Raw genomic sequence first — 23,736 nt, 5'->3', positions numbered from 1 at the left:
GTCGTTCAACGACGCACCTCCCAATTAAATGAGGATCTGTTTAGCATGGCTAACTACTTCAATACACTGCCACTACGTGAGCAGCTAGCGGAACTGGCAAAGTGCCGTTTCATGGATATGTCTGAATTTGCTGATGGCGTTGAAGCGCTTAAAGGCAAAAAAATGGTTGTAATAGGTTGTGGTGCGCAAGGCCTTAACCAGGGTCTTAACCTACGCGACTCAGGCCTAGATGTCTCTTACGCTCTGCGTCCTGAAGCGATTGCTGAAAAGCGTCAGTCATGGAAAAACGCAACGGACAACGGTTTCACTGTTGGTACTTACGAAGAGCTTATTCCTACTGCAGACGTCGTACTTAACCTAACTCCAGATAAGCAGCACACAGCCGTTGTTAACGCGGTGATGCCTCTGATGAAAGAGGGCGCTTGCCTATCTTACTCACACGGTTTCAACATCGTTGAAGAGGGTATGCAGATCCGTGACGACCTAACCGTTATCATGGTTGCACCTAAGTGTCCTGGTTCAGAAGTACGTGCTGAGTACGTGCGTGGCTTCGGTGTACCTACACTGATCGCGGTTCACGAAGATAACGATCCTAAGGGTGAAGGTCTAGCACTGGCTAAAGCTTACGCTGTAGGTACTGGCGGTCACAAAGCGGGCGTTCTAATGTCATCGTTCATCGCAGAAGTTAAGTCTGACCTTATGGGTGAACAGACTATCCTTTGTGGTATGTTGCAGACTGGTTCGATCCTATGTTTCGACAAGATGGTTGAAGAGGGTATCGACGCTGGTTACGCATCTAAGTTGATTCAGTACGGTTGGGAAACCATCACTGAAGCACTTAAGTACGGCGGCGTTACCAACATGCTAGACCGTCTATCTAACCCAGCTAAGATCAAGTGTTTCGACCTTGCTGAAGAGCTAAAAGTGATCATGCGTCCGCTTTACAACAAGCACCAGGATGACATCATCGACGGCACTTTCTCACGTGTCATGATGGAGGATTGGGCGAACGATGACGCTAATCTTCTTAAATGGCGTGCAGAGACTGCAGAGACTAACTTCGAGAAGACTCCAGCAGGCGACGTAGAGATCTCTGAGCAAGAGTACTTCGACAAAGGCATCCTTATGGTTGCTATGGTCAAAGCAGGTGTTGAGCTTGCATTCGAAACAATGACGGCTGCTGGTATCATCGCTGAGTCTGCGTACTACGAGTCACTTCACGAGACTCCACTAATCGCAAACACTATCGCTCGTAAGAAGCTTTACGAAATGAACGCAACAATCTCTGATACTGCAGAGTACGGCTGTTACCTATACAACCACGCGTGTGTTCCGCTACTAGCTGACTTCATGAAGGGCATCAAGTCTGACGTTATCGGTAAAGGCCTAGATCTTGACGACAACGGCGTAGATAACGCTCGTCTAATCGAAGTTAACGCTGCACTACGCGCTCACCCAGTTGAAGCGATCGGTACAGTTCTTCGTGGCCACATGGCTGACATGAAGAAGATCGTTTAATTTTAGATAAAATTTAAACGACTCAAAGCCGAGTGCCTCGCAAGGAGTACTCGGCTTTATGCTTTTTATAAACTCTATTTGTTGATTAGGAATCCCCATGTCGACATCCATTCACATTGAAAACCTTGACGTAAACTTTGATGAACGCTTTGACCTTAAAGGGGTCGATTGGACCATTGAGCCCAATCAGCATTGGGTCATCACCGGTACCAATGGTTCTGGTAAGTCGGCGCTTGCAGCGGTGTTAGCAGGGTTTGGTGATGCATTGAATGGATCCATAGAGGGAGTCCCAAACAGAGTTGGACTCGTCTCATTCGAAGCACAGGCTGAATTGATCAAGCAGGAGCTGAAAAAGGACGACGCGGATATTTTAGATGTCATCTCAGAAGGAACACCCGTTCGAGAGATGATCTTTGAACACTGTGAAGATCAACTATTAGCGGCTGAATTAGTCGAGCAGTTCGGTCTGTCACCCCTGTTGGATAGAGCATTCCGCAAGCTCTCGACCGGTGAGAGCCGAAAGATGATGTTGGTGCGTGCGTTGGCCAACAACCCTGAACTGTTGATCTTAGATGAACCCTTTGATGGGTTAGATGCTGATACGCTTGCGATGCTGCAGAAGCATTTAGCAAGCATCATTGATACAACGCCGATGATACTGGTGTTAAACCGCTTCGATGAGATGCCCGATTTTATTACGCATGTCGCTTACATGGAGAAAGTGGGTAATGATGCCGGCCGTCTGGCGTTTCAGGTCGATCGCAGCGATGAATCGGCTTATGCAGAGCTATACCAACTGCTTCACTTGAAAACGACAGATCTAGAGGTTCCACCGGCGGATCCTGCTAACCCGCTTCCAGAACTGAATCCGAATGATCCACTGGTCAAACTGACCGATATCTCGATCAAATACAGTGATGCAGTAATTGTTGAGGGCTTCAACTGGACGATAAATCCTGGCCAACATTGGCAACTGAGCGGTCCAAACGGCAGTGGTAAAACAGGTGTGCTCTCATTGATTACTGGCGATCACCCGCAGTGTTACGTCAACGACATCTTTGTGTTCGGTTTTCAGCGCGGTAACGGCGAGAGTATCTGGCAGATTAAGCAGTTTATTGGTTATGTGTCGACCGCACTGCAATGGGAGTATCGTGTCAGCATCAGTTGTAAAAATGTCATTATCTCGGGCTTCTTTGACAGCATTGGTATGTACACCAAATCAACCGATAATCAGAAGATGATTGCCGATCAGTGGCTTGCACTGCTGGGTATGCAGGATCGCGCCGATGTGCCGTTCAACAAGCTCTCTTACGGTGATCAGCGACTCTTGTTGATTGCGCGCGCCATGGTAAAACATCCACCGCTATTAATTCTGGATGAGCCCTGTCTAGGGCTAGATGATATGAACCGACAGTTGGTATTGGCTCTGATTGAGAAGATCTGTGAGGGTAACGAGACGACCGTCTTGTATGTAAACCACCACGCTGAAGATCAAATCAAAGGGATAGAGCACTTTATGGCGATGCAGAAACGCCAATCCTAATCCGTTAACGAACCACCCATAGTGCAATGAGTAGTGCGGTTGGAATAAGATTTTTAGTAGTTATTGACGGTCCAATATACCTGTGTACGCAATGTTTCTTAAGAGTGGGGATTAAATGAAATATCCAGAAGCCCGCGAATGCGCTGTAACAAAGCTTGTGATGATAGTCCTTTCTTACACACCACGGTAGCACCAGCACTGTAGGCAATTCTCTCCATTGCTGCATCAGCGTGTGAAGACAGAACAAAGACAGGTATTTTATATTCACTCAAATCATGGCGAATATAACGGGTAATCTCGATACCGTTCATTGCATACATGACAATGTCGACAACCACTAAATCTGGCAATTGACCGGTGTCACTCAATTTTTGAAGCGCCTGTTCGCCACTGTTTGCGATACTCACTTCAGCCAGTGTATCTAGGGCTCCACTGATGAAATCTTGAGAAAATTCATCGTCTTCAACTATAAGTATTCTTGGCTTTCGGGTGTCATCTGTCATTGTTCTATCTACTTTATCCTATAGATTTATCCTAGCACTGATTGAATCAGTTCAATACAGCACAGATCATGTTTCTGGTATAAATAGTAAAAATTTAGAATATGAGTCTCTTCTAATGAGTAATCAGATTAGTGTTTTTAGTACCCCTGATATAAAGGATCTACCTGAGGATATCCGTGATCTTATTTTAACGGTTCAGGAAAAGTCCGGTTTTGTTCCTAATGTTTTTCTGGCATTGGCTAGGAGGCCAGACGAGTTCCGTGCGTTCATTGCTTATCACGATGCGCTTATGGAGCGGGAATCGGGGCTGACAAAGGCTGAGCGTGAGATGATTGTGGTAGCCACTAGTAGTCTTAATCAGTGCCAATACTGTGTTGTTGCGCACGGCGCAATTTTGAGAATACGTGCGAAAAATCCATTGATTGCCGATCAGATAGTCGCTAATTACCGTAAAGCAGATATTACTGAACGCCAGCGCGCTATGTTGGACTTTGCCATGAAGGTAGCTCAATCAGCTAATGAGGTCGGTGAGGCAGACTTTGATAGGCTGCATGCTCAGGGGTTCAGTGATGATGATATTTGGGATATCACTTCAATCACAGGGTTGTTTGGCTTCTCTAATCGCATGGCCAATGTCATGAGTTTGCGCCCTAATGATGAATTTTACAGTTTAGGTCGCTAGTAAGGATTGTTATGAAAAAACAGGTAATTGCTTCACTATTTGCTGGCTCTTTAGCCTTTGTTTCAACCGGTGTATGGGCAGAAGATTGTAAGGTTAAAACCTATGTTTCTGCGAGTGAAGAGCTTTCCGAACATGTGGCAGATCTATATGGATTCGAACGTAAGCCCTCATTGGGCTACTTGACGATCACTTGCGTTGATCCTGTGACCTTCGGTTCTTATCAATTTGAGGATCCAAAGGTAAGAGTGTCAGGATCAACAGGAGACGTGGTATTGGAGATGCGTGAGTTTTATGAAGGGATGCGCATCATGTACACGGCTAATTTTCCGTTCACGCATGGTGAGGTGACTCGGTTTAGTGTTGTAACTGATCTCAAAGAGACAGACGCTCAACTCAATCATCAGTTTGAGCAGCGTCTGTTTAATCGCTAACTATTAGCTTAAAGGGACGATCAACACAGGTATTACACTGTGGCTCATGACTTTGCGTGACGTTGAGCCCAATAACATGTGCTGAAGGGTCGCATGGGTCCGTACACCCATGACAATCATATCCGCATTGATCTTGTCAGCTGTATCGATGATGACTTGCCAAGGTGTGCCTTGATCGACGCAGGTGGCAATGTCGCTCGGATTAATGGACCCTTCTGGAACCTCGTCCTCGCAAAACGCTTTGATGCGTTGTTCCACTTTTTCCATCAAACGGGCAGAGCCACTTCTCTCTAACTCATTAAGCTCATCACGATCGATGACATTTTGTAGAACAGCAGCTGCGCCGTCACTGATCTTCTCTACGGCGTGCAAGTAGGTGAGTTTGGCATCGTACAGCTCGGCGAGTTTAACAGCGTGTCGAAACGCAGGGCGTGAGCCATCATTAATGTCTGATGCGTAAAGAATATTGTTTACGGCAGGTAGCATAACACTCTCCAGATTGGGTCTAATGCCTGTACTTTAGAGAGTGTTTAGTAGGGTGTCAGAAAAAGAACATCTTTGTCTGATTTAGAGCAATTTTAAATCGGGATTTTGTCAATTCCATCCGCCACGGTGTCGATTGACTCGTCAATTGGGTCACCGACCACGGGTACAACAGAGATGATTGCCCCACCAACGCGCATAGGTACCGTCACGACTTTAGTAAGTACACAGCCTTGAAGAGTCAGGGCTGCAAGGGATAAGGTAATGAGCTTAATATTCATGCGAGCACTATACCTTAAAAATGCCTATAAAAGTGGCTATGTTCGCAGAGTGCTTAAAGAAAAAATGAACGGTGATAAGAGGTAGTAAATGGTGCCGGCACCAAGAGTCGAACTCGGGACCTACTGATTACAAGTCAGTTGCTCTACCAACTGAGCTATACCGGCACAAAGAGATGGTCGGAGTAGTAGGATTCGAACCTACGACCCTCTGCTCCCAAAGCAGATGCGCTACCAGGCTGCGCTATACTCCGACGAGGAGTGAGAAAAAGTGGTCGGAGTAGTAGGATTCGAACCTACGACCCTCTGCTCCCAAAGCAGATGCGCTACCAGGCTGCGCTATACTCCGACTTTTTCTCTTGTTGAGTAAAGTTGGCTCCTCGAGCTGGACTCGAACCAGCGACCAATAGATTAACAGTCTACTGCTCTACCAACTGAGCTATCGAGGAACTGTTTGCTCAACTGAGGGCGCATATACTAATTACGGGGCGGACCTTCGTCAAGCGCTCATTTGAACTTTTTCCTACTATTTCTTCAGGTATAATCTTTCGAATAAATAATAAGTTAGCTGACACCTCTGTTAGTCCACAAAGAGTACAAAAAATGACCAGAATTCCAGGAAAAGATGCCCCGCTTGAAGAGTCGATCGAGCGCATGAGTCAGGGGCTGAAGGATCTTGGTTTTGACATAGAGGAGGTGAGTTGGCTCAATCCTGTGCCTCACGTCTGGTCACTGCATATTCGTGATCGTCACTGCCCACTATTATTTACTAACGGTAAAGGGTCTACTCCTGAAGCTTGTCTTGCCAGTGCGCTGGGCGAGTTCTATGAACGATTGAGTACTAATTACTTTTTTGCCGATTACTTTTTCGGTCAAGACATTTCCGATCGTGAGTTTGTTCACTATCCCAATGAGCGCTGGTTCCCAGCCTCTGCCGGTCAGTGGCCAGAAGGCCTGCTGGATCAAAACAGCCGAAATCACTACGACCCTGATGAGGAGCTCAGTGCCGATATGTTGGTAGACCTAAACTCGGGTCGAGCTGATAGGGGTGTGTGCGCTTTACCCTTTGTTCGTCAGTCGGATAAACAGACAGTCTGGTTTCCAGTCAATGTGTTGGAGAATCTCTATGTCTCCAATGGTATGGCTGCCGGCAATAATCTCTTTGAAGCGCGCGTTCAAGCGCTGTCTGAGATTTTTGAGCGTCATATAAAGAACACCATTATCTCCAGCGGTATTACACTGCCGCGCATTCCGGCTAAGGTGATTGCACAATATCCTCGCATCGAAGCATCCATCAAAGCACTGCGTGTTCAAGGATTTTTGGTTGATGTGCGTGACGCCTCTCTTGGGGGAAAATACCCTCTGGTAAATGTCACGCTCTTTAATCGCAATGATGGTGGCTGTTTCGCTTCATTTGGTGCTCACCCTAAGTTTGAAGTTGCACTGGAGCGAACCGTCACTGAGTTGTTGCAGGGTAGGGCTTTGGACTCTCTGAACGATTTCCCGCACCCAACCTTTGATATTGATGAGGCGGCAGAGCCTCAAAACTTGGAGACGCACTTTATCGACTCCAGTGGGGTTGTCGCATGGGATATGTTCGCCGATGAGCCTGATTACCCCTTTACCGAGTGGAATATAGAGGGAAGTTCTGAGGATGAGTTTGACGAGCTCTGTCGAATCATTCATGGCGTAGATTTACAGATCTATATTGCTGACTATCAACACCTTGGGCTCGATTGTTGCAGGATTTTGGTCCCAGGGATGTCAGAGATCTATCCTGTTGATGAGTTAATTTGGCGAAACAACAATCTAGCTGCGCCTCTGCGATCACGACTGTTATCGCCCGCTCAACTTGATCAGGAGATGGCGTTGGATCTGTTGGAAGAGTTAGAGCAGGGTGGATTTGATGATCAACAGCGTCTTGCTAAGCTGTTAGGGGTCGCAACGGACTCTGATTCGCCCTGGGATCGTGTTCGCATTGGGGATATTAAGTTCAAGCTCGCGCTTAAGTCTGGCGAGTTAGAGTTAGCCCTAGAGCAAGTTGACTGGATGTTAAACTTTGGTCACCTAACAGACGATGAGATTAAATTGCACCGCTGTCTTTCTGAATTGATACGATTAGAGATAGATTCCAATCGTGAACGAGAACAGTATGAACGCCCATTGGTTGCGCTCTATGGTGAAGCGCTATACCAAGAAGCTCTGGCTAATATTGCTGGAGAGAAGCTGTTCGATGCTCTGTCCGGGCTTGATGAGACATTCTCTAACCTAAACACTCATCACTCTCTGCTAACAGTCTATAAGCGTTTGCATGATGTGAAGTCAGGTTCTTATGAAAAACGGTATTAAGACAATAGGGACAGTCAGCACAGTTGCGGTCGCAGAGGCTCTATTTAGATGCTAGTTTTAATTTGTGATTGTCCCTTGGCTGTCTAGTTCGATTCCTATTATTAGCAGCACAATTCAGCACCCGCAGTGGGTGCTTTTTTTTTCCACAAAAAAGGCCAGCATCCGCTGACCTTTTATCCTATGGGCAGTTAACCCTTATCGACCATTAACCTGCGATCAGTGAGCCTACAAAAATTAGGGCGGGTGAAATCGCGACCAGTAGAAAGACTAGATCCAGTGCCCATACAGTTGCCGGTGTGTGATCTTTTGAAATAGCAGCCATTTGCTTGCTCCTTCTGTTTGTTTGGTTAACTGTAGATTACGCCTTTCTAATATAGCCGCATTGATATGTGTCAAAAGATTCATTTGTCTTCAATTTGTAACAAAACGCTGAAATAATTCTGTCATCTTATGAAGGAGTATTTTATGCGCGTTGGTATCAATGGGTTTGGTCGAATGGGCCGTCTGACAGCTCGTGTACTGTTTGATAGTGCGGATGTGGAGATTGTTCAGATCAATGATCCCGCTGGGGATGCGGCAACCTTGGCTCACCTTATGAATTTCGATTCCGTTCATGGACGTTGGAGCAGAGAGGCACTTCCCGTTGATGGTGGCATGCAGGTGGCAGATCAGTTCATTGCCGTTAGCTCGCACAAGACCATTGATGAGACCAACTGGAGTGGCTGTGACCTGGTCATAGAGGCGTCAGGGAAGTTCAAATCAAAAGAGGCACTCCAGCCCTACCTTGATCAAGGGGTTAAGCGTGTCGTCGTCACTGCGCCGGTCAAGCAAGAGGGTGTGCTGGACTGTGTCATGGGGGTGAATGATGACCTATTTGACCCTGAGCAGCATCGAATTGTGACAGCCGCCTCTTGTACTACCAACTGTCTAGCACCTGCGGTGAAGGTAATTCATGAGAATTTAGGTATTAAACACGGTTCTATGACGACCATTCATGATATTACCAATACCCAGACTATTATTGATGCTCCGCACAAAGATCTGCGTCGTGCTCGCTCTTGTGGTACCAGTTTGATTCCCACCACAACCGGTTCGGCGACGGCAATTACGCATATATTCCCAGACCTAAAAGGTAAGTTGAACGGCCACGCGATACGTGTACCTCTAACCAATGCATCGATTACAGACTGTGTCTTTGAGGTCAACAGAGCGACCAGTGTTGAAGAGGTTAATCATTTGCTTAAATCCGCATCAGAGAGCTATTTAGCAGGCATTTTGGGCTATGAAGAGCGTCCACTGGTTTCGATCGATTACAAGACGGATCCTCGTTCAAGTGTCGTCGATGCGCTCTCGACCATGGTGGTTAACGACACTCAGGTGAAGCTCTACCTCTGGTACGACAATGAGTGGGGCTACGCGAACCGTACGGCCGAACTGGCCCTTAAAGTCGGTCTGGCGAAGTAAGTAGGGGATAGTTGGAGCGGTCTTAAAAAGGCCGCGACGCCAATCCAGGTCCAGTGACTGACTTTAGTCTGTCATCTGCACTATCATTTGGCACTATTTTGTAGAGCGGAAGACAGGCTGAAAGCCAGTCACCGAGTTTAAGTAGTCCGACCCTAATTGAGTTGCGTAATCTCTTTAACTACTTTAAGGAGGCTGCGTGACTCAAATCGCCATTTTTCCCATTCCCGACTGTGTCACCTTTCCTGGCACAGTGTTTCCGTTGCATGTATTTGAACCTCGTTACCGACAGATGATCAATCACTGTTTGGAGACAGGTATGCCGGTAGCGATTTGTCACACACAAAAAGAGATCAGTCCTGCCAAATCGGGATTGCCTCTGAAAGAGGCGTTGCAGACAAACCAAGCAACCTATCGACCCTACACAGTGTTTAGTGCTGGTCAGTGCGAGCTGATTAAGCAGTTAGATGATGGGCGTCTAGTGGTGGATGTCCATATCGATCAGCGATACCGTTTGGGTCAATCACTGCAGCAGATTCCCTACTCGGTGTATGAGTGTCAACCAATGGCTGATCGTGAGATGACTGAAGATGAGTTATCAGAAGCGATTGAGCTGGTTGATAAGGTGCGCCATCGTGTACTGGCAATGGTGCAAGGTGATAGCCGAGCGGCCAATAAATTGAGAGACATTCTCAATCAAGAGGAGTGGTTAACAAAATCGCCACAAGCGTTCAGTTTTGAGCTGTTTGGATTAATTCGATTTGATGCTCACTATTTGCAGCAAGCACTGGAGATGGAGAGTGCGGTGGAGCGACTCAGATTCACACTGGATTTAATGAATCGCTGACCTAGGGAATCTGCGAATAAGTTTCGCATCTTCTCTGCGGGACTTGTTCGCAGGTTTCTTACTCCCAAACTTCTCGGATAGGCTCTCCGAAATCGTCGTAAATGACTTTGCGTTTAGGTTTACTCAGTTTTCTAGCTAATTTAGGGCGCTCTTTGATTAGGCGTCTTGCATCGATGGTCTGCAACACACCCTCGCAGGGGGTTCTCGACTCGCGCGGTTTGCCGTCATTAAAGACGGGGCGTATCAGTCCTCCGTGCGGAACTCCACTCTGACCCTGAGGAATCTCTTTAACCTCGCCACCAGAGCGCAGAAAATCCTGAACTTGCTGTTCAAGCTCGGCGCGGATCTGGGCTTTGGTCTTTTTGTCGAACATGATTCCATCCAAATAGGTCAGCCGAGTATTGTAAGGCTTTGCGCAGTGGTTGGCGATATCTATTGAGTGGCTGGTCTGGCGGATGACAGGCTGAAAGCCAGTCACCGCAGCTCCGAAGCCAAGTCGCTAAACCAGTGACTGGCTTTAGCCTGTCATCTGCCCTTGATGCTACACCCAACTGTCTTGGCAATTTTGTTAAGGCGTTGCGTCAGACAACTCCGAGTTGCTGTGCTGTTTCAAAAACTCGTTGGAGAGTTCAAACGTGACTTTGCGGCGTTGAATAGGGCAGTTGAATGCCAATTTGACAGCAAATAACTGCATGCCTGCTAGGTTTTTGTTGTCACTTCCGTAGCGTGGATCACCCATAACAGGGTGGTCGATCTGATTGAGATGACGTCGGATCTGGTGTGTTCGCCCGGTCAGTATCTCTACATAGAGATCCGAATAGTCACGATCGGAGTTGTAGTGCAGTCGGGTGAATTTGGTATGGGCCGGTTTGCCATCCAGTTTATTGATGATTTCACCGGACTCGGGTGCCTGCCCTGAGACAAGACAGCGGTAAAATTTTTCAACCTTACGGTTTTGGAATTCGCGCGAGATGGCGCCTGCAACACCCTGTTTATGAGCGATCACGATCAGACCTGCCGTTTCACGATCCAAACGGTGTATTAAAAACGAAGCGCGTTTCGGTTCAAGTGTTTGCTCGGCTAAACGAGTAATGGCAAGGTGATCACACCAGTCATTTCCCTGTGCAACCATACCGGCTGGTTTGAACCAGACAGAGTAACCTTGAGCATCCACCAAACATTGCGCACCTTCTGGTTTACGGCCTAAGAGTTCAGAATCGTAAAAGAGAGAGATCCGATCGTTTTTTTGCAGAATCTCCTTGGCCTTACGCAGGCGCTTACGACCTTTTTGGCCACGCTTCAGCCAGCAGGCACCTTTACTCAGTGCGTCCTTAATTTTCTGTTTGGAGATTGCGGTCTCTTGCGCCAGAAAGTCGGTGACATTGCTGCCGGCTTGTTCAGTGGTGATGGATTTTTCGAACTCTATTTTCATAAAAATTCGGCACCCGAAGGTGCCGTTATCTCGTCTTGTTGAATCAGTCTTTTACGACATCGATGTAGTAGTGGTCGACGCCGTTTATGTTCTCTCGCACTAGTCCGTGACAGTCTGTTTCGAAGCCAGGGAACTGGGCGTTAAATTCGCGAACAAACTTCAAGTAGTCAACGATGGTTGAGTTAAAGCGCTCACCCGGTATAAGCAGTGGTATGCCCGGTGGGTAAGGTGTCACGAGCATGGCGGTGGTTCGACCCTCTAGTTCATCGATTGAGACACGTTCAACTTCACGGTGCGCCATCTTCGACCAGGCATCTGCCGGTGTCATAGCAGGCTCAATCTTAGAGAGGTACATCTCTGTCGTGATTTTTGCGACATTGTACTTGCGGTAGATGTCGTGCAGTGAGTGACAAAGATCACGCAGACCAATGCGCTGATATTCAGGGTGCTGTGCGACAAATTCAGGCATAACCCGCCACATGGGTAGGTTGTTATCAAAGTCATCTTTGAACTGCTGAAGTTCAGTCACCATGGAGTTCCAGCGGCCCTTAGTGATGCCGATGGTGAACATGATGAAGAATGAGTAGAGTCCCGTTTTTTCAATGATAATGCCGTGCTCTGCAAGGTATTTGCTCACAATCGCCGCGGGAATGCCGTGCTCATCAAACTCACCATGGATGTTCAATCCCGGTGTGATAATGGTCGCCTTAATTGGGTCGAGCATGTTAAAGCCAGACTCAATCTTGCCAAAGCCGTGCCAAGTGTCTTCTTCATGGATGACCCAAGCATCACGATCGCCAAGACCTTCATCATCCCACTTCTGAGGCCCCCAAACCTTGAACCACCAGTCGTTCTCACCAAACTCTTTTTCAACCTTAACCATGGCGCGACGGAAGTCGATCGCTTCATACAAGGACTCCTCGACCAGTGCTGTACCACCGGGAGGCTCCATCATCGCAGCGGCAACATCACAAGAGGCGATGATCGCATACTGAGGGCTGGTCGATGAGTGCATCAGGTAGGACTCGTTGAATCGGAAGGTATCCAGCTTACGGTTCTTAGCGTCCTGTACTAGGATCTGAGAGGCCTGTGACAAACCTGCCAACAGTTTGTGCGTTGACTGTGTTGCAAACACCAGGGTGTCGTCAGAGCGTTCACGGCTCTCTGTGCCGCCAATCGCGTGCATGTGGTTGTAAAACTTGTGGAATGCTGCGTGAGGCAGCCAAGCTTCGTCAAAGTGCAGCGTATCAATGGTGTCGCCCAGCATCGCTTTGATCGTCTCTACGTTGTAGAGAATGCCATCATAGGTCGATTGCGTCAGTGTCAGTACGCGAGGTTTTTTGTTCAGTGCTTCACGAGCAAAGGGGTTCTCTTCGATCTTGCGACGAATCGTCTCGGGATCAAACTCACTCTTTGGAATCGGTCCGATAATGCCGTAGTGGTTACGAGTTGGCATTAGGAAGACCGGTATCGCACCACACATGATGATCGAATGCAGAATCGATTTATGACAGTTACGATCCACTACCACAATATCGCCAGGGGCAACGGTTGAATGCCAGACTACTTTGTTCGACGTCGAGGTACCGTTAGTGACAAAGAAGAGATGATCAGCGCCAAATATGCGCGCAGCACTCTGCTCTGAATCTGAAACAGGGCCTGTGTGGTCCAGAAGCTGTCCAAGCTCTTCAACCGCATTACAGACATCGGCACGCAGCATGTTCTCCCCGAAGAATTGGTGGAACATCTGCCCAACCGGACTTTTCAAAAAGGCAACACCGCCCGAGTGTCCTGGGCAGTGCCAAGAGTATGAAGAGTCGCTTGCGTAGTTCATCAACGCATTGAAGAAGGGCGGTGCTAGTGATTCGAGGTACTTTTTCGCTTCACGAATAATGTGGCGTGCAACGAACTCGGCAGTGTCTTCGAACATATGGATGAAGCCGTGAAGCTCACGCAAAATATCATTCGTCACATGACGAGAGGTACGAGTTTCACCGTACAAGAAGATTGGGATCTCGTTATTACGCTTGCGAACTTCGCTAATAAAGTCGCGGATGTTATTCAGTACTTCGTCGGACAGATCATCCGTTTCACCCGAATCAAACTCCTCATCATCGACAGAGATGATGAAGCAGCTGGCGCGGCTCGCCTGTTGAGCAAATGCTGTAAGATCGCCGTAGCTGGTTAAGCCGACAACCTCCATACCCTCTTTTTCAATAGCGGCTGCAAGGTCACGAATGCCTGAGCCAGAGATGTTTTCAGAACGGAAATCTTCGTCAATGATGACGACAGGGAAACGAAATTTCATCCACAACGCCTTTAAGGTGGTGAAACGAATCCGCTTCGGTGAGGTAGGTCACTCTGCGGTACTGATGGGCCATGTTGGCCCGCTTTAAAGCAGATAATAACAAGCTTTCATGTTAGGTAAAACAGTTCTTGTGGCAGGGTGGTTGAGGGCTGTTTTTTGACTCAAGGGTTAAAGATTTTTCTTTTACGCCAAAGTCTCATCTAAGAGGCCTATACAGCACTCCTTTTTTTGTTAGAATCGATGGTTATTCGATTTGCTGCCTATTGAATGGGCAGCCCTCAAATGGTGGATTTTTAGTGCTTTTCAATAAGCTACCAGACGATATATTTGCGCCGCTCTCTGGGCAGAATAGACAGGTTTACCAGTCTGTTCTTCTTGAATTGGCCGATCTCTTCTTTGATGAAGATCTTATAGACCCCTTTATTGCCAAAGATTTAGTCCGTTCAACCATCGAAAATGCCGTTGTTAAGCTTGGTGTTCGTCGCTGGGTGGCTGAGTCTGAAGAGGAGGCGGAGCTGCCTACCTCTAGCGCAGATTACACAAACCGTATCTACCGACGCCTAGTGCAAACGGGCTGGTTAGAGGAAGAGCAGAAGATCTATCGCACCTATGTGTTGCTCTCTCCTTCGGTCAGTTACCTGTTGCGTAACCTGGTTTCGATCGCGCGTTTGGAAAAACGCAGTTACGGTGGCACCGTTCTTAACGTGCTGTCGTCTCTGGAATCGGCCATCAATGATCCGGTGGGTCGTGGTATTACCCTATCGGAAGCGGCAGACACAGCAGCCGAGTTCAGTGCACACCTGACCGATATGATGTTGGGTCTGCGCGAACTTAAAATATCATTGGCTGAGTCGCATAACCCGCAAGAGATTGTCCGTGGCTTCTTTGATCGTTTCGTTGAGCACATTCTTGTTTCTGACTATAAGACGTTGAAAACAAAGAACAACCCCTTCCGTTTTAGACGTCAAATTCTCTCTTTATTGCGTGATCTTCAGTTCGATACGCTGAAGGTAGAGATGCTGACTGAGCACTATCAGATGCAGTATGAAATCGAATCTGAAACTGCGGAAGCGATGGTGCACCAGCACATCAATCGCATCATCCGGATCTTCGAGTCGGTCGACCAGCGTCTGGCGATCATTGATGATTTCCGTTACCAGCTAGAGAAACGGGTAGCCGACACAGTTCGTTACATGGACAAGACAACGCCGGGTATGGCGGCTCGACTGTCGCGTGTCATTGCCAAATTGGCGGAGAAAGATGGTCGGGAGATACCACCGGTTCAGTCGCTTGATCAGTATGGCTTTATCTCGCCTTCGTCCATTCGCTCGCCAGTGCGTCGACGTGTTGAGACAGCGCCTAGAGTCATTACCCAACAGCAGATCGATCCTAAGGTTCTTTACATGCGTCAGCTCTTCAAAGAGTGGAAGGCACGCCGTGAGGTGAAAGTGGATCGAATTGAGGCCTACCTAGATCGTCACTTTTTAAATGGTGAAACCCTGGTCTCGGCGTCTGAATTTACCATTGATTCAATCGAAGATTACATCTGCTTCAGCTATGTGCGACACCTAAATTCGTTAGGTAAGAAAGCGCGTAAGACAGCTGAACGCTACCAAATAGAATTTGATGAAGAGTACGTGCGCGTTGCCGATATGGTGGAGTGCCGTGGTTTCAAAATACACAGGAACAACGCCTGATGCTTGGTGATTTACAAAAAGCGCTGACGCGCAATGAAAAGAGTACAGAAGCCGATTTCGTTCGCGCTGCAAACTCACTACTGACAAACCAGTTCCTCTATGCGGATCGCCCTGCACAGCGTGATACTTATTTCCTTATTTCGCAGAATATGGAGTACTTCCGTAACCTGTTCGCGGCACTGGGTTGGTCTCTGGTCTATCAACCTGATGAAGCCTATTTGGGTGTGCTACCCCAGGGTGAAGAGCGAGTCATGCGATTGAAGCTCGATGAGTCTCTGTTGATGCTCTGTATGCGTCAAATGTATGAACAGAAACTGGAAAATTTCGAAGTAGAGAGCGGTAAGGCGTACACCACGTCTGATGATCTGTTGAGCACTTACGAGAGTTTAACCGGTAAAGAGATCCCTAATGAGACGCGTCTAAAAGAGATCCTGTCGCTCTTCTCACGTCACGGTTTGATTGAACGCGGCAAGGCGAATGAGACCGACCCTAAAAACATTCCAATCGGCATCTACCCCACCATTCGTCAAGTGGTGGTCGAAGATTACATCCGACAGCTTGAGGCGCTCTGTGACATCGAAAGCGCTGATGCGGCCTTGATGGATGATATTGCTGACACTCCAGAGGAGTCGATCGAAGAGGTGAGTGAGCCAGCTGATGAGTCAGTGGAGTCAGAAGAGAAGGGTGCAGTAGAGGAGTCTGACGATGAAACAGCTTAATCGCATCGTTCTAGTTAACTGGTATGTATTGGGTGCTCAAGAGATCCCGATCAAAGGTAATGTCGCGATTGTAGGTCCTAACGGCTCAGGTAAATCGTCACTACTGGACGCCATGCAGACCATTTTGATGGGTGGCCATAAGCGCCACTTAAGTTTTAACGCCTCGGCGGGTGAAAAGTCTGAGCGTTCACTGCGCACCTACTGTCTCGGTTTTATGGATGATGGTGGTAAAAGCAACAGTGCCCGTGAAGATTCTATCAGCTATCTGGCGATGAGCTTCTTTGATACTGAGACGGCACAAGAGAGCTGTATTGGTGTTGCGATCAGTGCATCAACCGCCAGCCCAGATGAAGAGGTTTTGGGTCGCTTTATTCTGCCTAACTTCTCTGTTTCGCTGGATGACTTTAGTCGAAAAGAGGGCGGTGGTCGTATGCCGCGTCCTTGGAATGAAGTTCGTGAAAGCCTGCTTAAACAGTGTCCGGATATGACGCTAGAGAAGCGTGCAAGCCGCTACATTCGTGAGGTTGTGACCCACTTGAGTCACGATCCAGCGATGCCGAATGACGATGACAAATTCATCAAGAACTTCAAAAACGCTCTTAAATTTGTACCCATTGATAGTCCGACTCGATTCGTTCGCGAGTTTGTCTTGGATGAGAACGTAGTGCATGTCGGAGCCTTCCGTAAATCGCTGGATGAGTATCGAGCGATGGAGGAGAAGACGCGTGATGTGGCTAACCGTATTGATGAACTGGTTAAAGTACAAGAGCTCTGCCAGGGTATCAGTCGTAACATCAAAAACGCCGTCGAGTACGAGTGGGTTGTTCACGAGTCACGTTTTGAAAGCGCCGACCTTCGTAAAGAGGAGGCTGAAGAGCGTCTAGAGAAGTGGCAAGAGCAAGAGGCGGAAGTTGAGCGAGAGCTAACCAATATTGGTGCTGATCTCAATCAGGTTATGCAGGATCTTGCCAACGCACGTGCAGCGCTAAACAACACCGATGCTGCGCATCAGATTAACGCGATGGAATCTTCTATACGCGTTGGTCAACACGAACTCAATGTCATCGAAGAGCGCATTCAGAAGGCCTACTCGCTGATGCGCACAGCGGTGAGCTTTAATCAGAATCGTGAGTTCTTGCCTGAAGAGTTTTCAGCACTGGTGGATCAAGCATCAGAGATCTGGCGCTCGGGTGAAAACCTAATGGCAGACGCTTGGCCTTCAGATCCTGTCAGCGTCGATAACACGCTAAACGCAATGCGTAAGTCGATTGAGAACGTTCGTCGTAAAGTGTCGCGTCGTTATGAAGAGTCAGTTATCCGTATTTCTGAACTGCGCGCTCAGATACAGAACCAGAAGAGTGCCGTAGAACAGCTTCAGCAGGGGCGCGCCCCCGTTCGTCGTAACACGGCTGAATTGATGGAGCTGTTGAGTGAGTACGGTATCGACTCAACACCCATTTGTGAGTTGGTTGATATTACCGATGACAAGTGGCGCATTGCAATTGAGTCCTTCTTAGGTGCTCGCCGCGAAGCATTGGTCGTCGATCCTGATCGTGTCAAAGAGGCGATTACACTCTACCGCCGTAAAGGGCGTCACCTGAAAGGCTGTCGTATCATCAACACCACTAAATCGGGTGACTGGTTACACCGCACTAAGCCAGGTTCTCTGGCTCAGTTTATCGAGTCTGACTCTGACGATGCCCGCGCATTTATGAATCGCGCACTGGGCGGTGTCATGGCGGTTGAGACGGAAGCGGAGCTTTTGAAACAGGAGCGTGCGTTGACCTATGACTGCATGTTGCAGACTGAGGGTTCAACCACATCGATTAATGAACTGACACCGATTATGGGTATTCGTCGTCGTGGTGATCAACTTGAACTGCAGGGTAAGCAGGTCGATCAGCTGGTCAACGAGTTCACGTTGCTGGGTCGTCAGCACGAATCGCTAGAGAAACTGCGCGACGCGTTAATAAGCCTTGATGGCGGTCTGTCTCAAGTGAACGAGCCTCTGTTTGATTTGACAGAACAGCGTAAGAAACTGACGCATCAGATTGAAGGGTACCAGCAGACTATTGTCGATCTCCGTAACCATGACGATACCGGTATTCAGCAGCGCATTGCCGATCTGGCGGCTAAGCAGAAAGAGACCGAGTCCACTCAAGCTGCGTTGATGGATAAGCTGCAAAAAGCCCGTACAGGCCTGATCCGTGATACTGCTCAGCTAGAGGTGCTAGAGACCGATCTAACAGAGCATGCTGAAGCGCGTGCAGCCTGTGAAGCGAAGAATGAGTTCGACGCTCAGTCTGCGCAGGAGAAACGCGACTACCTCGATGAGAGCTGTGATGGTGAGTTGGAACGCATCATCTTCGAAGCGGCCAAGAAAGCTCAGTCTGAACTGGCTCTGCATGAGAAGAAAAAGAACGGTGTCCGTGATGCCGTTGCACAGTATAAAGCGCGTCACCACGGTGGCGGTTTGACTCACCATGAGTTGGATAAGGTTGGACCAGACTCCAGTCATGAAGATCTCGAGGGTTACGTTAACGAGACCGTTGAGGCACTCCGTGAATCTGAATTGGCAGAGTACACAGAGAAGGCCGAGCGAGCTCGTCTAGAGGCTGAGTCTGCTTTCCGTTCTGACTTCGTGGCCCATCTGAATGACCAGATCAATAAGATTCGTGATCTGATCCGTGAGCTAAACTCGCACTTGAAGAACCGTCCTTTCCATAAAGAGATGTACAGCTTTGAGATGTCACCTAACCCTGAGTTGAAAGACATTCTTGAGTTGGTTGAGGCCTATACGCAGCTCGATTCTGCCAATGTGGGCTCGTTGTTTGATATGAAGTTTGATGACAATGCGCAGCACAAGGATGCTCTAGAACGAATTCACGAAGTACTTAAAGATGAAGGCGAGAGCAGTCTGCTTCAGGACTACCGTAACTTCTACAACTTCGAGTTGGTGGTTAAAGATCTTGACGGCAATCGTAAGACAACCCTGTCGCAGCGTATCAAGACCGGTTCCGGTGGTGAGCACCAGGTACCGTTCTACGTCGCGATGGCGGCCGCCTTGGGTGCGACCTACCGCCTAAAAGAGGGTAGTGATGGTAAGCCTGTTGGTGGCTTCAGCCTGTCGGTATTCGATGAGGCGTTCAACAAGCTGGATTCAGAGAACACCGTTACCTCGCTTGGCTTCATGAGTGATTTGGGTCTCCAAACCATTATTGCTGCGCCGGATGAGAAGTACTCTCTGCTCAGTACTTGCATGGATACCATCATTAACGTCTGTCGTGACGGTCGTGTGGTCGACATTGATGTCGAGTTCCCAACGGATCTTGGTAAAGCGCTATTGGCGTCTGATCACCCTTACAAGGTAATGGCAGAAGAGGAAGCGGCGGAGCTTTAACAAATAGCGTCGCGGCCTCAATGAGACCGCTCCAACAGGTATTAATCGAGGCCTCTTAAGATCGCTCCAACAAATTAAGAGTAGGAACCTTATAGAAGATGAGGCGATAGATTGCCCGAAAAGGGGACTGGCCCAGGTCAGACCCCTTTTTTTTGTTCCTTTTCCACTCAGCGAAATCTACTAGTGCTCCCTTTGTGCAACTGCGGTATAGTCAGGTTATATGGTTATAAGTAAATCTATGTATTGGAGAGTCTATGCGTTTGATCAACCGCTCGGGTATTAGCATTAAACCCAAGGCTCCTTTTCATGAGTGGCTTTTGGCGGGCTCAGAAGAGCCGGTTCCTTCACTAGAGGAGCTGCGCAGTGAAGCCAACCTCTACCTCTTTGATGAGGTCGATTCTGATGAGGATTTCACCTCAGAGATTGAACAGCACTGGTTGACGATCTTTGAGAACGAACTCTCTGCCTGGGATGAGTTTCAGGATTTTTGGCCCAAACCGCTCTCGCTTGATCTCTTTAAGAGTTGGTTTGACATCGATTTACAACTGATGAGTTTTGATTTGAGCGATCAGCCCCTGATGCGGGCTAATCTGGATATAGAGTAAGGAGTCTCTGATGGTTGTCGCACAGCAGCAACACGGATTGGAATGGCATGAAGACCGTGATTGGCTCTATGACGAGCTGCACTCGCGCCCGTTCCAGCGCATTTCAGGGGATGCCAGTATTACCCACATTGCGGTGCTGGCAAACCAACAGGAGCGTGCCATTCAGAGTCAGCACATCCAGCGCTTGCTAGATACCCTCAACATCGAACACGACGGAGTGGATCAGGCGTGTAATATCTACACAGCGGGCGATCTGCGCATCCGTTGGGAGCAGCATCTCGAGTTTACGTCACTGACCATCACCGATTCACGTGAAGGGGTAGCGTCGACACAACCCTTTTTCACAACGGCGTTGGATCGACTGCCAGACGGCTGGTTAAGTAACTACCCAGGTAAAGCGGTAGCCGCTTTTCATATGCGCATTCAGAACATTCAGGGTGATGAACTACCAGAGCCCAAAGATGTTCGCTCTCAGCTCGATGATATGCAGATGATCGGCAGTCTGCCACAGAATGGTGCAGCACAAATCTGGACGACATTTAGAACGCACAGCGACAACTTTGGCCGTTTCCTAATCTTCAATAACAGCATGTCGAAAGGGCAGATGGGCCGAATGGTGCAGCGTGTAATTGAAGTTGAGACCTACCGTTTGTTAGCGCTGCTCGGTCTTCGCGAAGCGCGTAAGCTGTCACCGGTTGTTGCTGATATGGATAATCGAATGGCCGATCTGACGCGTCGCCTGTCAACGGGTGATAACTCAGATGACAGTCAGCTTTTGACAGAGCTCATCAACCTATCGGCCGATATTGAAGCTGAACGTGCGAGAACCACCTTCCGTTTCAATGCTAGCCGCTCATACCATGATGTTATGGCGGCACGATTGGATGAATTGCGTGAGGATGAGGTCTCTGGTCACCTGACCTTGAAAGAGTTTTTGATCCGTAGATTGACGCCTGCTGTGCGTGGCTGTGAGACCATGCACAATCGACTCGACGACCTATCGCGTCGTGTAAACCGCGCAGCCGATATGATGCGTACCCGAGTTGAGATGGCGATTGAGAACCAGAACCAAGAGCTACTGAGCTCCATGGATCGTCGATCCAAGATACAGCTAATGATGCAGCATACGGTAGAGGGTCTGTCGGTTGCTGCGATCAGCTACTACGCAGTTGGCCTAGTGAAGTACCTCATTGATGCGGTACACGGTGCCGGTGTCGATTTCGATAAGAGTCTTGCAACTGGTGTCTCTGTCCCACTGGTGATTGGTGCGGTATGGTTCATTACTCGTAAAATTCAAAACCGATTTAAGAAACTCGCTGAAGTGAAAACCGAATCAACAGCGAAAGGGGATCAGTAAGGTGTCAGTAGAAGATCAGATCCAAACCCTTCTCAATGAAGGCCTTAATCTAGTTCACATGGAGTTAGAGAACGAAAGCCACATGCACGGTGGTAACCGTTTGGATACTCACTTCAAGCTCGTTGCGGTTAGTGATGACTTTCAAGGTAAACGCCTAATTCAGCGCCATCAAACCATTTTTGGTCTGCTGTCAGACCTTATGCAAAACCCCATTCATGCACTCTCAATGCATCTATACACCCAAGCAGAGTGGGCCGAAAAGTCTGGTTTAGTTCCGGCGAGTCCTAAGTGTATGGGTGGTTCAAAGCAGGATAAGTAGTGTTGGAGCCATATCGACGATGTGGCGATCTTTTCTTTAAGATCTAGATCAAAAGCTAGATCAAGATCAAAAACGAATACCCAGCCTAAAGGCTGGCCATTGGCACTTTTTGGTCAGCAAAAAGTACCCAAAAACTGACCACGCTCACTCGGCCTGCGGCACGCTCCGTTCAATGCTTTTTCACTGAAGTCCAATAGGACACTGCAAAGTCGGCTCCTGCCTCCGTTGCAGACTTCGGCCATCCGGGCCTCAGCCGATTGAACTCTTAACCGTGAAAAACCATCGTACTCACTCTCGATCGGACGTGGACAAATCGGCACGAGACTCGAGTTCGGCACTGTTGGAGCGGTCTTGAAAAGGCCGCGATTGGTACTAATTATAACTTTGCTAGTAGCACCGGTGTCTGGCTTTAGCCTGACATCCACTCTCTCAGCGTTTTCCAGAAAGGTAGTAAAGCCTACTTGCGGGTGACAGGCTGAAAGCCAGTCACCACCTAAAGGGCAGGTTACTTCGTAACCTCAGCAAACAGATCAAAATACTCTGGGAAGGTTTTGCTGGTACAGCCCGGGTCATTGATGATGATCTCGCTGTTGCCGAACGAGGCGAGTGAGAAGCACATGGCCATGCGGTGGTCGTCGTAGGTATCGATCGCGGCGCTCTGGATTTCGGCTGGTGGTGTAATCTCGATGAAATCTTCGCCTTCCACCACTTCCGCACCCACTTTACGCAGTTCGGTTGCCATTGCGGCTAGGCGATCGGTCTCTTTGACGCGCCAGTTGTAGACATTACGAATGGCTGTAGGGCCTTTTGCGAACAGGGCGGTTGTGGCAATCGTCATTGCAGCATCGGGAATGGCGTTCAGATCCAGGTCTACACCGTTCAGTTCGCCTTTAGAGACCTCTACCCAAGTTGGGCCATAAGTGACCTTAGCACCCATCTTACCGAGCACTTCAGCGAAGGCTTTGTCGCCTTGTACCGATTCAGAACCGACGCCGTAGACGCGAATCGTTCCGCCAGCAATAGCCGCTGCAGCTAGGAAGTAGGAGGCTGATGAGGCATCACCTTCAACCATCACTTCACCGGGCGACTGGTAAGTCTGTCCGGCTCTAACGACAAAGCTCTGGTAGTTGTTGTTCTCGACCTCAACACCAAACAGCTTCATCGAGTGCAGGGTGATATCGATGTAAGGCTTAGAGACCAGCTCGCCATCGACAACGATCTCTAGATCCTGCTGTGCCATTGGAGCGGCCATCAGTAGCGCAGTCAAGAATTGGCTCGAGATGTTGCCTCGAATCGATACTCGTCCGCCTTTTAGCTGTTGAGCGTTAATCTTTAGTGGCGGGTAGCCTTCATCTTTTAGGTACTCAATATCAGCGCCAATTTGACGCAGAGCATCAACCAAGTCCTCGATAGGACGCTCGTACATGCGAGGTTCACCGGTCAGTGTGAACTCACCTAAACCAAGGCACAGTGCGGCGGTTAGTGGGCGCATTGCAGTACCGGCGTTGCCCAGGAACATCTCAGCACTTTGCTGCTTGAAAGGACCTGCCACACCGGTGACAACGCACGAGCGACGATCATCAGCTAGCTCATAAGAGACACCCAACGTTTTTAGTGCATTCAGCATATGGGTAACGTCTGCGCTGTCTAGCAGGTTGGTTACCTTGGTTTCACCTTCCGCCAGTGCAGCTAGAAGAAGAATTCGGTTTGATAGGCTTTTTGAGCCTGGCAGTTGAACGTCACCGTTTGCAAAATCGCGAGGTTGGAGTGAAAGAGTTTCCATAATCTTAAAAGTGTAGTTGAT

At 48.5% G+C, this 23,736-nt stretch carries 20 protein-coding genes and 4 tRNA genes; 13 read left to right on the top strand and 11 right to left on the bottom strand.

Annotated features, from left to right (window positions below):
• Nucleotides 1-45: 45 nt before the first annotated feature.
• Both ilvC and modF read left to right on the top strand, forming a co-directional pair.
• Nucleotides 46-1,518, top strand: coding sequence for a ketol-acid reductoisomerase (gene ilvC, locus XMD530_RS10135; RefSeq protein WP_173483503.1), 1,473 nt, complete (start codon nt 46-48; stop codon nt 1,516-1,518).
• Nucleotides 1,519-1,615: 97 nt separating this feature from the next.
• On the top strand, nt 1,616-3,061 hold the full coding sequence (gene modF, locus XMD530_RS10130; protein WP_173489164.1) for a molybdate ABC transporter ATP-binding protein ModF: 1,446 nt from the start codon (nt 1,616-1,618) through the stop codon (nt 3,059-3,061).
• A 98-nt stretch (nt 3,062-3,159) separates the two neighbouring features.
• Here the strand turns inward: modF and XMD530_RS10125 are convergent, their stop codons facing one another.
• Nucleotides 3,160-3,564, bottom strand: a complete 405-nt coding sequence (locus XMD530_RS10125) for a response regulator (RefSeq protein WP_173483505.1) — start codon at nt 3,562-3,564, stop codon at nt 3,160-3,162.
• Between the two features lie 115 nt (nt 3,565-3,679).
• Here XMD530_RS10125 and XMD530_RS10120 point away from each other — a divergent pair, with 115 nt between their 5' ends.
• Nucleotides 3,680-4,246 (top strand): peroxidase-related enzyme, encoded by a 567-nt coding sequence (locus XMD530_RS10120; RefSeq protein WP_173483506.1) that lies wholly within the window; start codon nt 3,680-3,682, stop codon nt 4,244-4,246.
• Nucleotides 4,247-4,257: 11 nt separating this feature from the next.
• Nucleotides 4,258-4,677: a DUF4426 domain-containing protein gene (locus tag XMD530_RS10115; protein WP_173481115.1), complete on the top strand. Its 420-nt coding sequence runs from the start codon at nt 4,258-4,260 to the stop codon at nt 4,675-4,677.
• Between the two features lie 3 nt (nt 4,678-4,680).
• Here XMD530_RS10115 and XMD530_RS10110 read toward each other — a convergent pair whose 3' ends face one another.
• From XMD530_RS10110 to XMD530_RS10085, 6 genes are all read right to left on the bottom strand, one after another.
• Nucleotides 4,681-5,163 carry a universal stress protein gene (locus XMD530_RS10110; protein ID WP_173481114.1) on the bottom strand — a complete coding sequence of 161 codons (483 nt, stop codon included), beginning with the start codon at nt 5,161-5,163 and terminating at the stop codon, nt 4,681-4,683.
• Between the two features lie 92 nt (nt 5,164-5,255).
• Entirely contained in the window at nt 5,256-5,441 is a 186-nt protein-coding gene (locus XMD530_RS10105) for a DUF6726 family protein (RefSeq protein WP_173481113.1), read from the bottom strand.
• Between the two features lie 89 nt (nt 5,442-5,530).
• Nucleotides 5,531-5,606: transfer RNA gene (locus XMD530_RS10100), tRNA-Thr, on the bottom strand.
• Between the two features lie 9 nt (nt 5,607-5,615).
• A tRNA-Pro gene (locus XMD530_RS10095) sits at nt 5,616-5,692 on the bottom strand.
• 18 nt (nt 5,693-5,710) lie between these two features.
• A tRNA-Pro gene (locus tag XMD530_RS10090) sits at nt 5,711-5,787 on the bottom strand.
• A gap of 24 nt (nt 5,788-5,811) precedes the next feature.
• A tRNA-Asn gene (locus XMD530_RS10085) sits at nt 5,812-5,887 on the bottom strand.
• Nucleotides 5,888-6,041: 154 nt separating this feature from the next.
• Between XMD530_RS10085 and ycaO the strand changes: the two genes are divergently transcribed.
• From ycaO to XMD530_RS10070, 3 genes are all read left to right on the top strand, one after another.
• A complete protein-coding gene (gene ycaO / locus XMD530_RS10080) occupies nt 6,042-7,787 on the top strand; it encodes a 30S ribosomal protein S12 methylthiotransferase accessory factor YcaO (protein ID WP_173507114.1) in 1,746 nt (581 codons plus the stop codon).
• A gap of 465 nt (nt 7,788-8,252) precedes the next feature.
• Nucleotides 8,253-9,251, top strand: a complete 999-nt coding sequence (locus XMD530_RS10075; protein ID WP_173484055.1) for an ArsJ-associated glyceraldehyde-3-phosphate dehydrogenase — start codon at nt 8,253-8,255, stop codon at nt 9,249-9,251.
• Between the two features lie 196 nt (nt 9,252-9,447).
• On the top strand, nt 9,448-10,095 hold the full coding sequence (locus XMD530_RS10070; protein WP_173481110.1) for an LON peptidase substrate-binding domain-containing protein: 648 nt from the start codon (nt 9,448-9,450) through the stop codon (nt 10,093-10,095).
• Between the two features lie 58 nt (nt 10,096-10,153).
• Here XMD530_RS10070 and XMD530_RS10065 read toward each other — a convergent pair whose 3' ends face one another.
• From XMD530_RS10065 to XMD530_RS10055, 3 genes are all read right to left on the bottom strand, one after another.
• Nucleotides 10,154-10,573, bottom strand: a complete 420-nt coding sequence (locus XMD530_RS10065) for a hypothetical protein (protein ID WP_173481109.1) — start codon at nt 10,571-10,573, stop codon at nt 10,154-10,156.
• A gap of 90 nt (nt 10,574-10,663) precedes the next feature.
• Entirely contained in the window at nt 10,664-11,527 is an 864-nt protein-coding gene (locus tag XMD530_RS10060) for an RluA family pseudouridine synthase (RefSeq protein WP_173481108.1), read from the bottom strand.
• Between the two features lie 43 nt (nt 11,528-11,570).
• Complete coding sequence (locus tag XMD530_RS10055; protein ID WP_173481107.1) at nt 11,571-13,835, bottom strand: Orn/Lys/Arg decarboxylase N-terminal domain-containing protein; 2,265 nt, start codon at nt 13,833-13,835, stop codon at nt 11,571-11,573.
• A 296-nt stretch (nt 13,836-14,131) separates the two neighbouring features.
• Between XMD530_RS10055 and XMD530_RS10050 the strand changes: the two genes are divergently transcribed.
• The 6 genes from XMD530_RS10050 to XMD530_RS10025 all read left to right on the top strand — a co-directional run bounded on the left by XMD530_RS10050 (nt 14,132) and on the right by XMD530_RS10025 (nt 21,932).
• Complete coding sequence (locus XMD530_RS10050) at nt 14,132-15,532, top strand: Wadjet anti-phage system protein JetA family protein (protein ID WP_173483510.1); 1,401 nt, start codon at nt 14,132-14,134, stop codon at nt 15,530-15,532.
• The gene (locus XMD530_RS10045; protein ID WP_173481105.1) at nt 15,532-16,251 is read left to right on the top strand and encodes a DUF4194 domain-containing protein; all 720 of its coding nucleotides are present in this window, start codon (nt 15,532-15,534) and stop codon (nt 16,249-16,251) included. Before XMD530_RS10050 ends, XMD530_RS10045 begins: the two co-directional genes overlap by 1 nt.
• On the top strand, nt 16,238-19,651 hold the full coding sequence (locus tag XMD530_RS10040) for an SbcC/MukB-like Walker B domain-containing protein (protein ID WP_173507113.1): 3,414 nt from the start codon (nt 16,238-16,240) through the stop codon (nt 19,649-19,651). The genes XMD530_RS10045 and XMD530_RS10040 overlap by 14 nt, the downstream gene beginning before the upstream one ends.
• Nucleotides 19,652-19,905: 254 nt before the next feature.
• A complete protein-coding gene (locus tag XMD530_RS10035; protein WP_173481103.1) occupies nt 19,906-20,256 on the top strand; it encodes a hypothetical protein in 351 nt (116 codons plus the stop codon).
• A gap of 10 nt (nt 20,257-20,266) precedes the next feature.
• Nucleotides 20,267-21,613, top strand: coding sequence for a DUF3422 family protein (locus tag XMD530_RS10030; protein ID WP_173484053.1), 1,347 nt, complete (start codon nt 20,267-20,269; stop codon nt 21,611-21,613).
• A 1-nt stretch (nt 21,614) separates the two neighbouring features.
• Nucleotides 21,615-21,932 (top strand): BolA/IbaG family iron-sulfur metabolism protein, encoded by a 318-nt coding sequence (locus XMD530_RS10025; RefSeq protein WP_173507112.1) that lies wholly within the window; start codon nt 21,615-21,617, stop codon nt 21,930-21,932.
• Between the two features lie 505 nt (nt 21,933-22,437).
• On the opposite strand, the gene aroA is transcribed toward XMD530_RS10025, so the two are convergent.
• The gene (gene aroA, locus XMD530_RS10020) at nt 22,438-23,715 is read right to left on the bottom strand and encodes a 3-phosphoshikimate 1-carboxyvinyltransferase (protein ID WP_173481100.1); all 1,278 of its coding nucleotides are present in this window, start codon (nt 23,713-23,715) and stop codon (nt 22,438-22,440) included.
• Between the last annotated feature and the right edge of the window lie 21 nt (nt 23,716-23,736).

The sequence above is a fragment of the Marinobacterium sp. xm-d-530 genome, from assembly GCF_013283365.1.
Taxonomy (GTDB): domain Bacteria; phylum Pseudomonadota; class Gammaproteobacteria; order Pseudomonadales; family Balneatricaceae; genus Marinobacterium_E.
The sequence above is the reverse complement of the archived record's forward strand: the minus strand, read 5'-3'. Positions and strand labels throughout refer to the sequence as shown.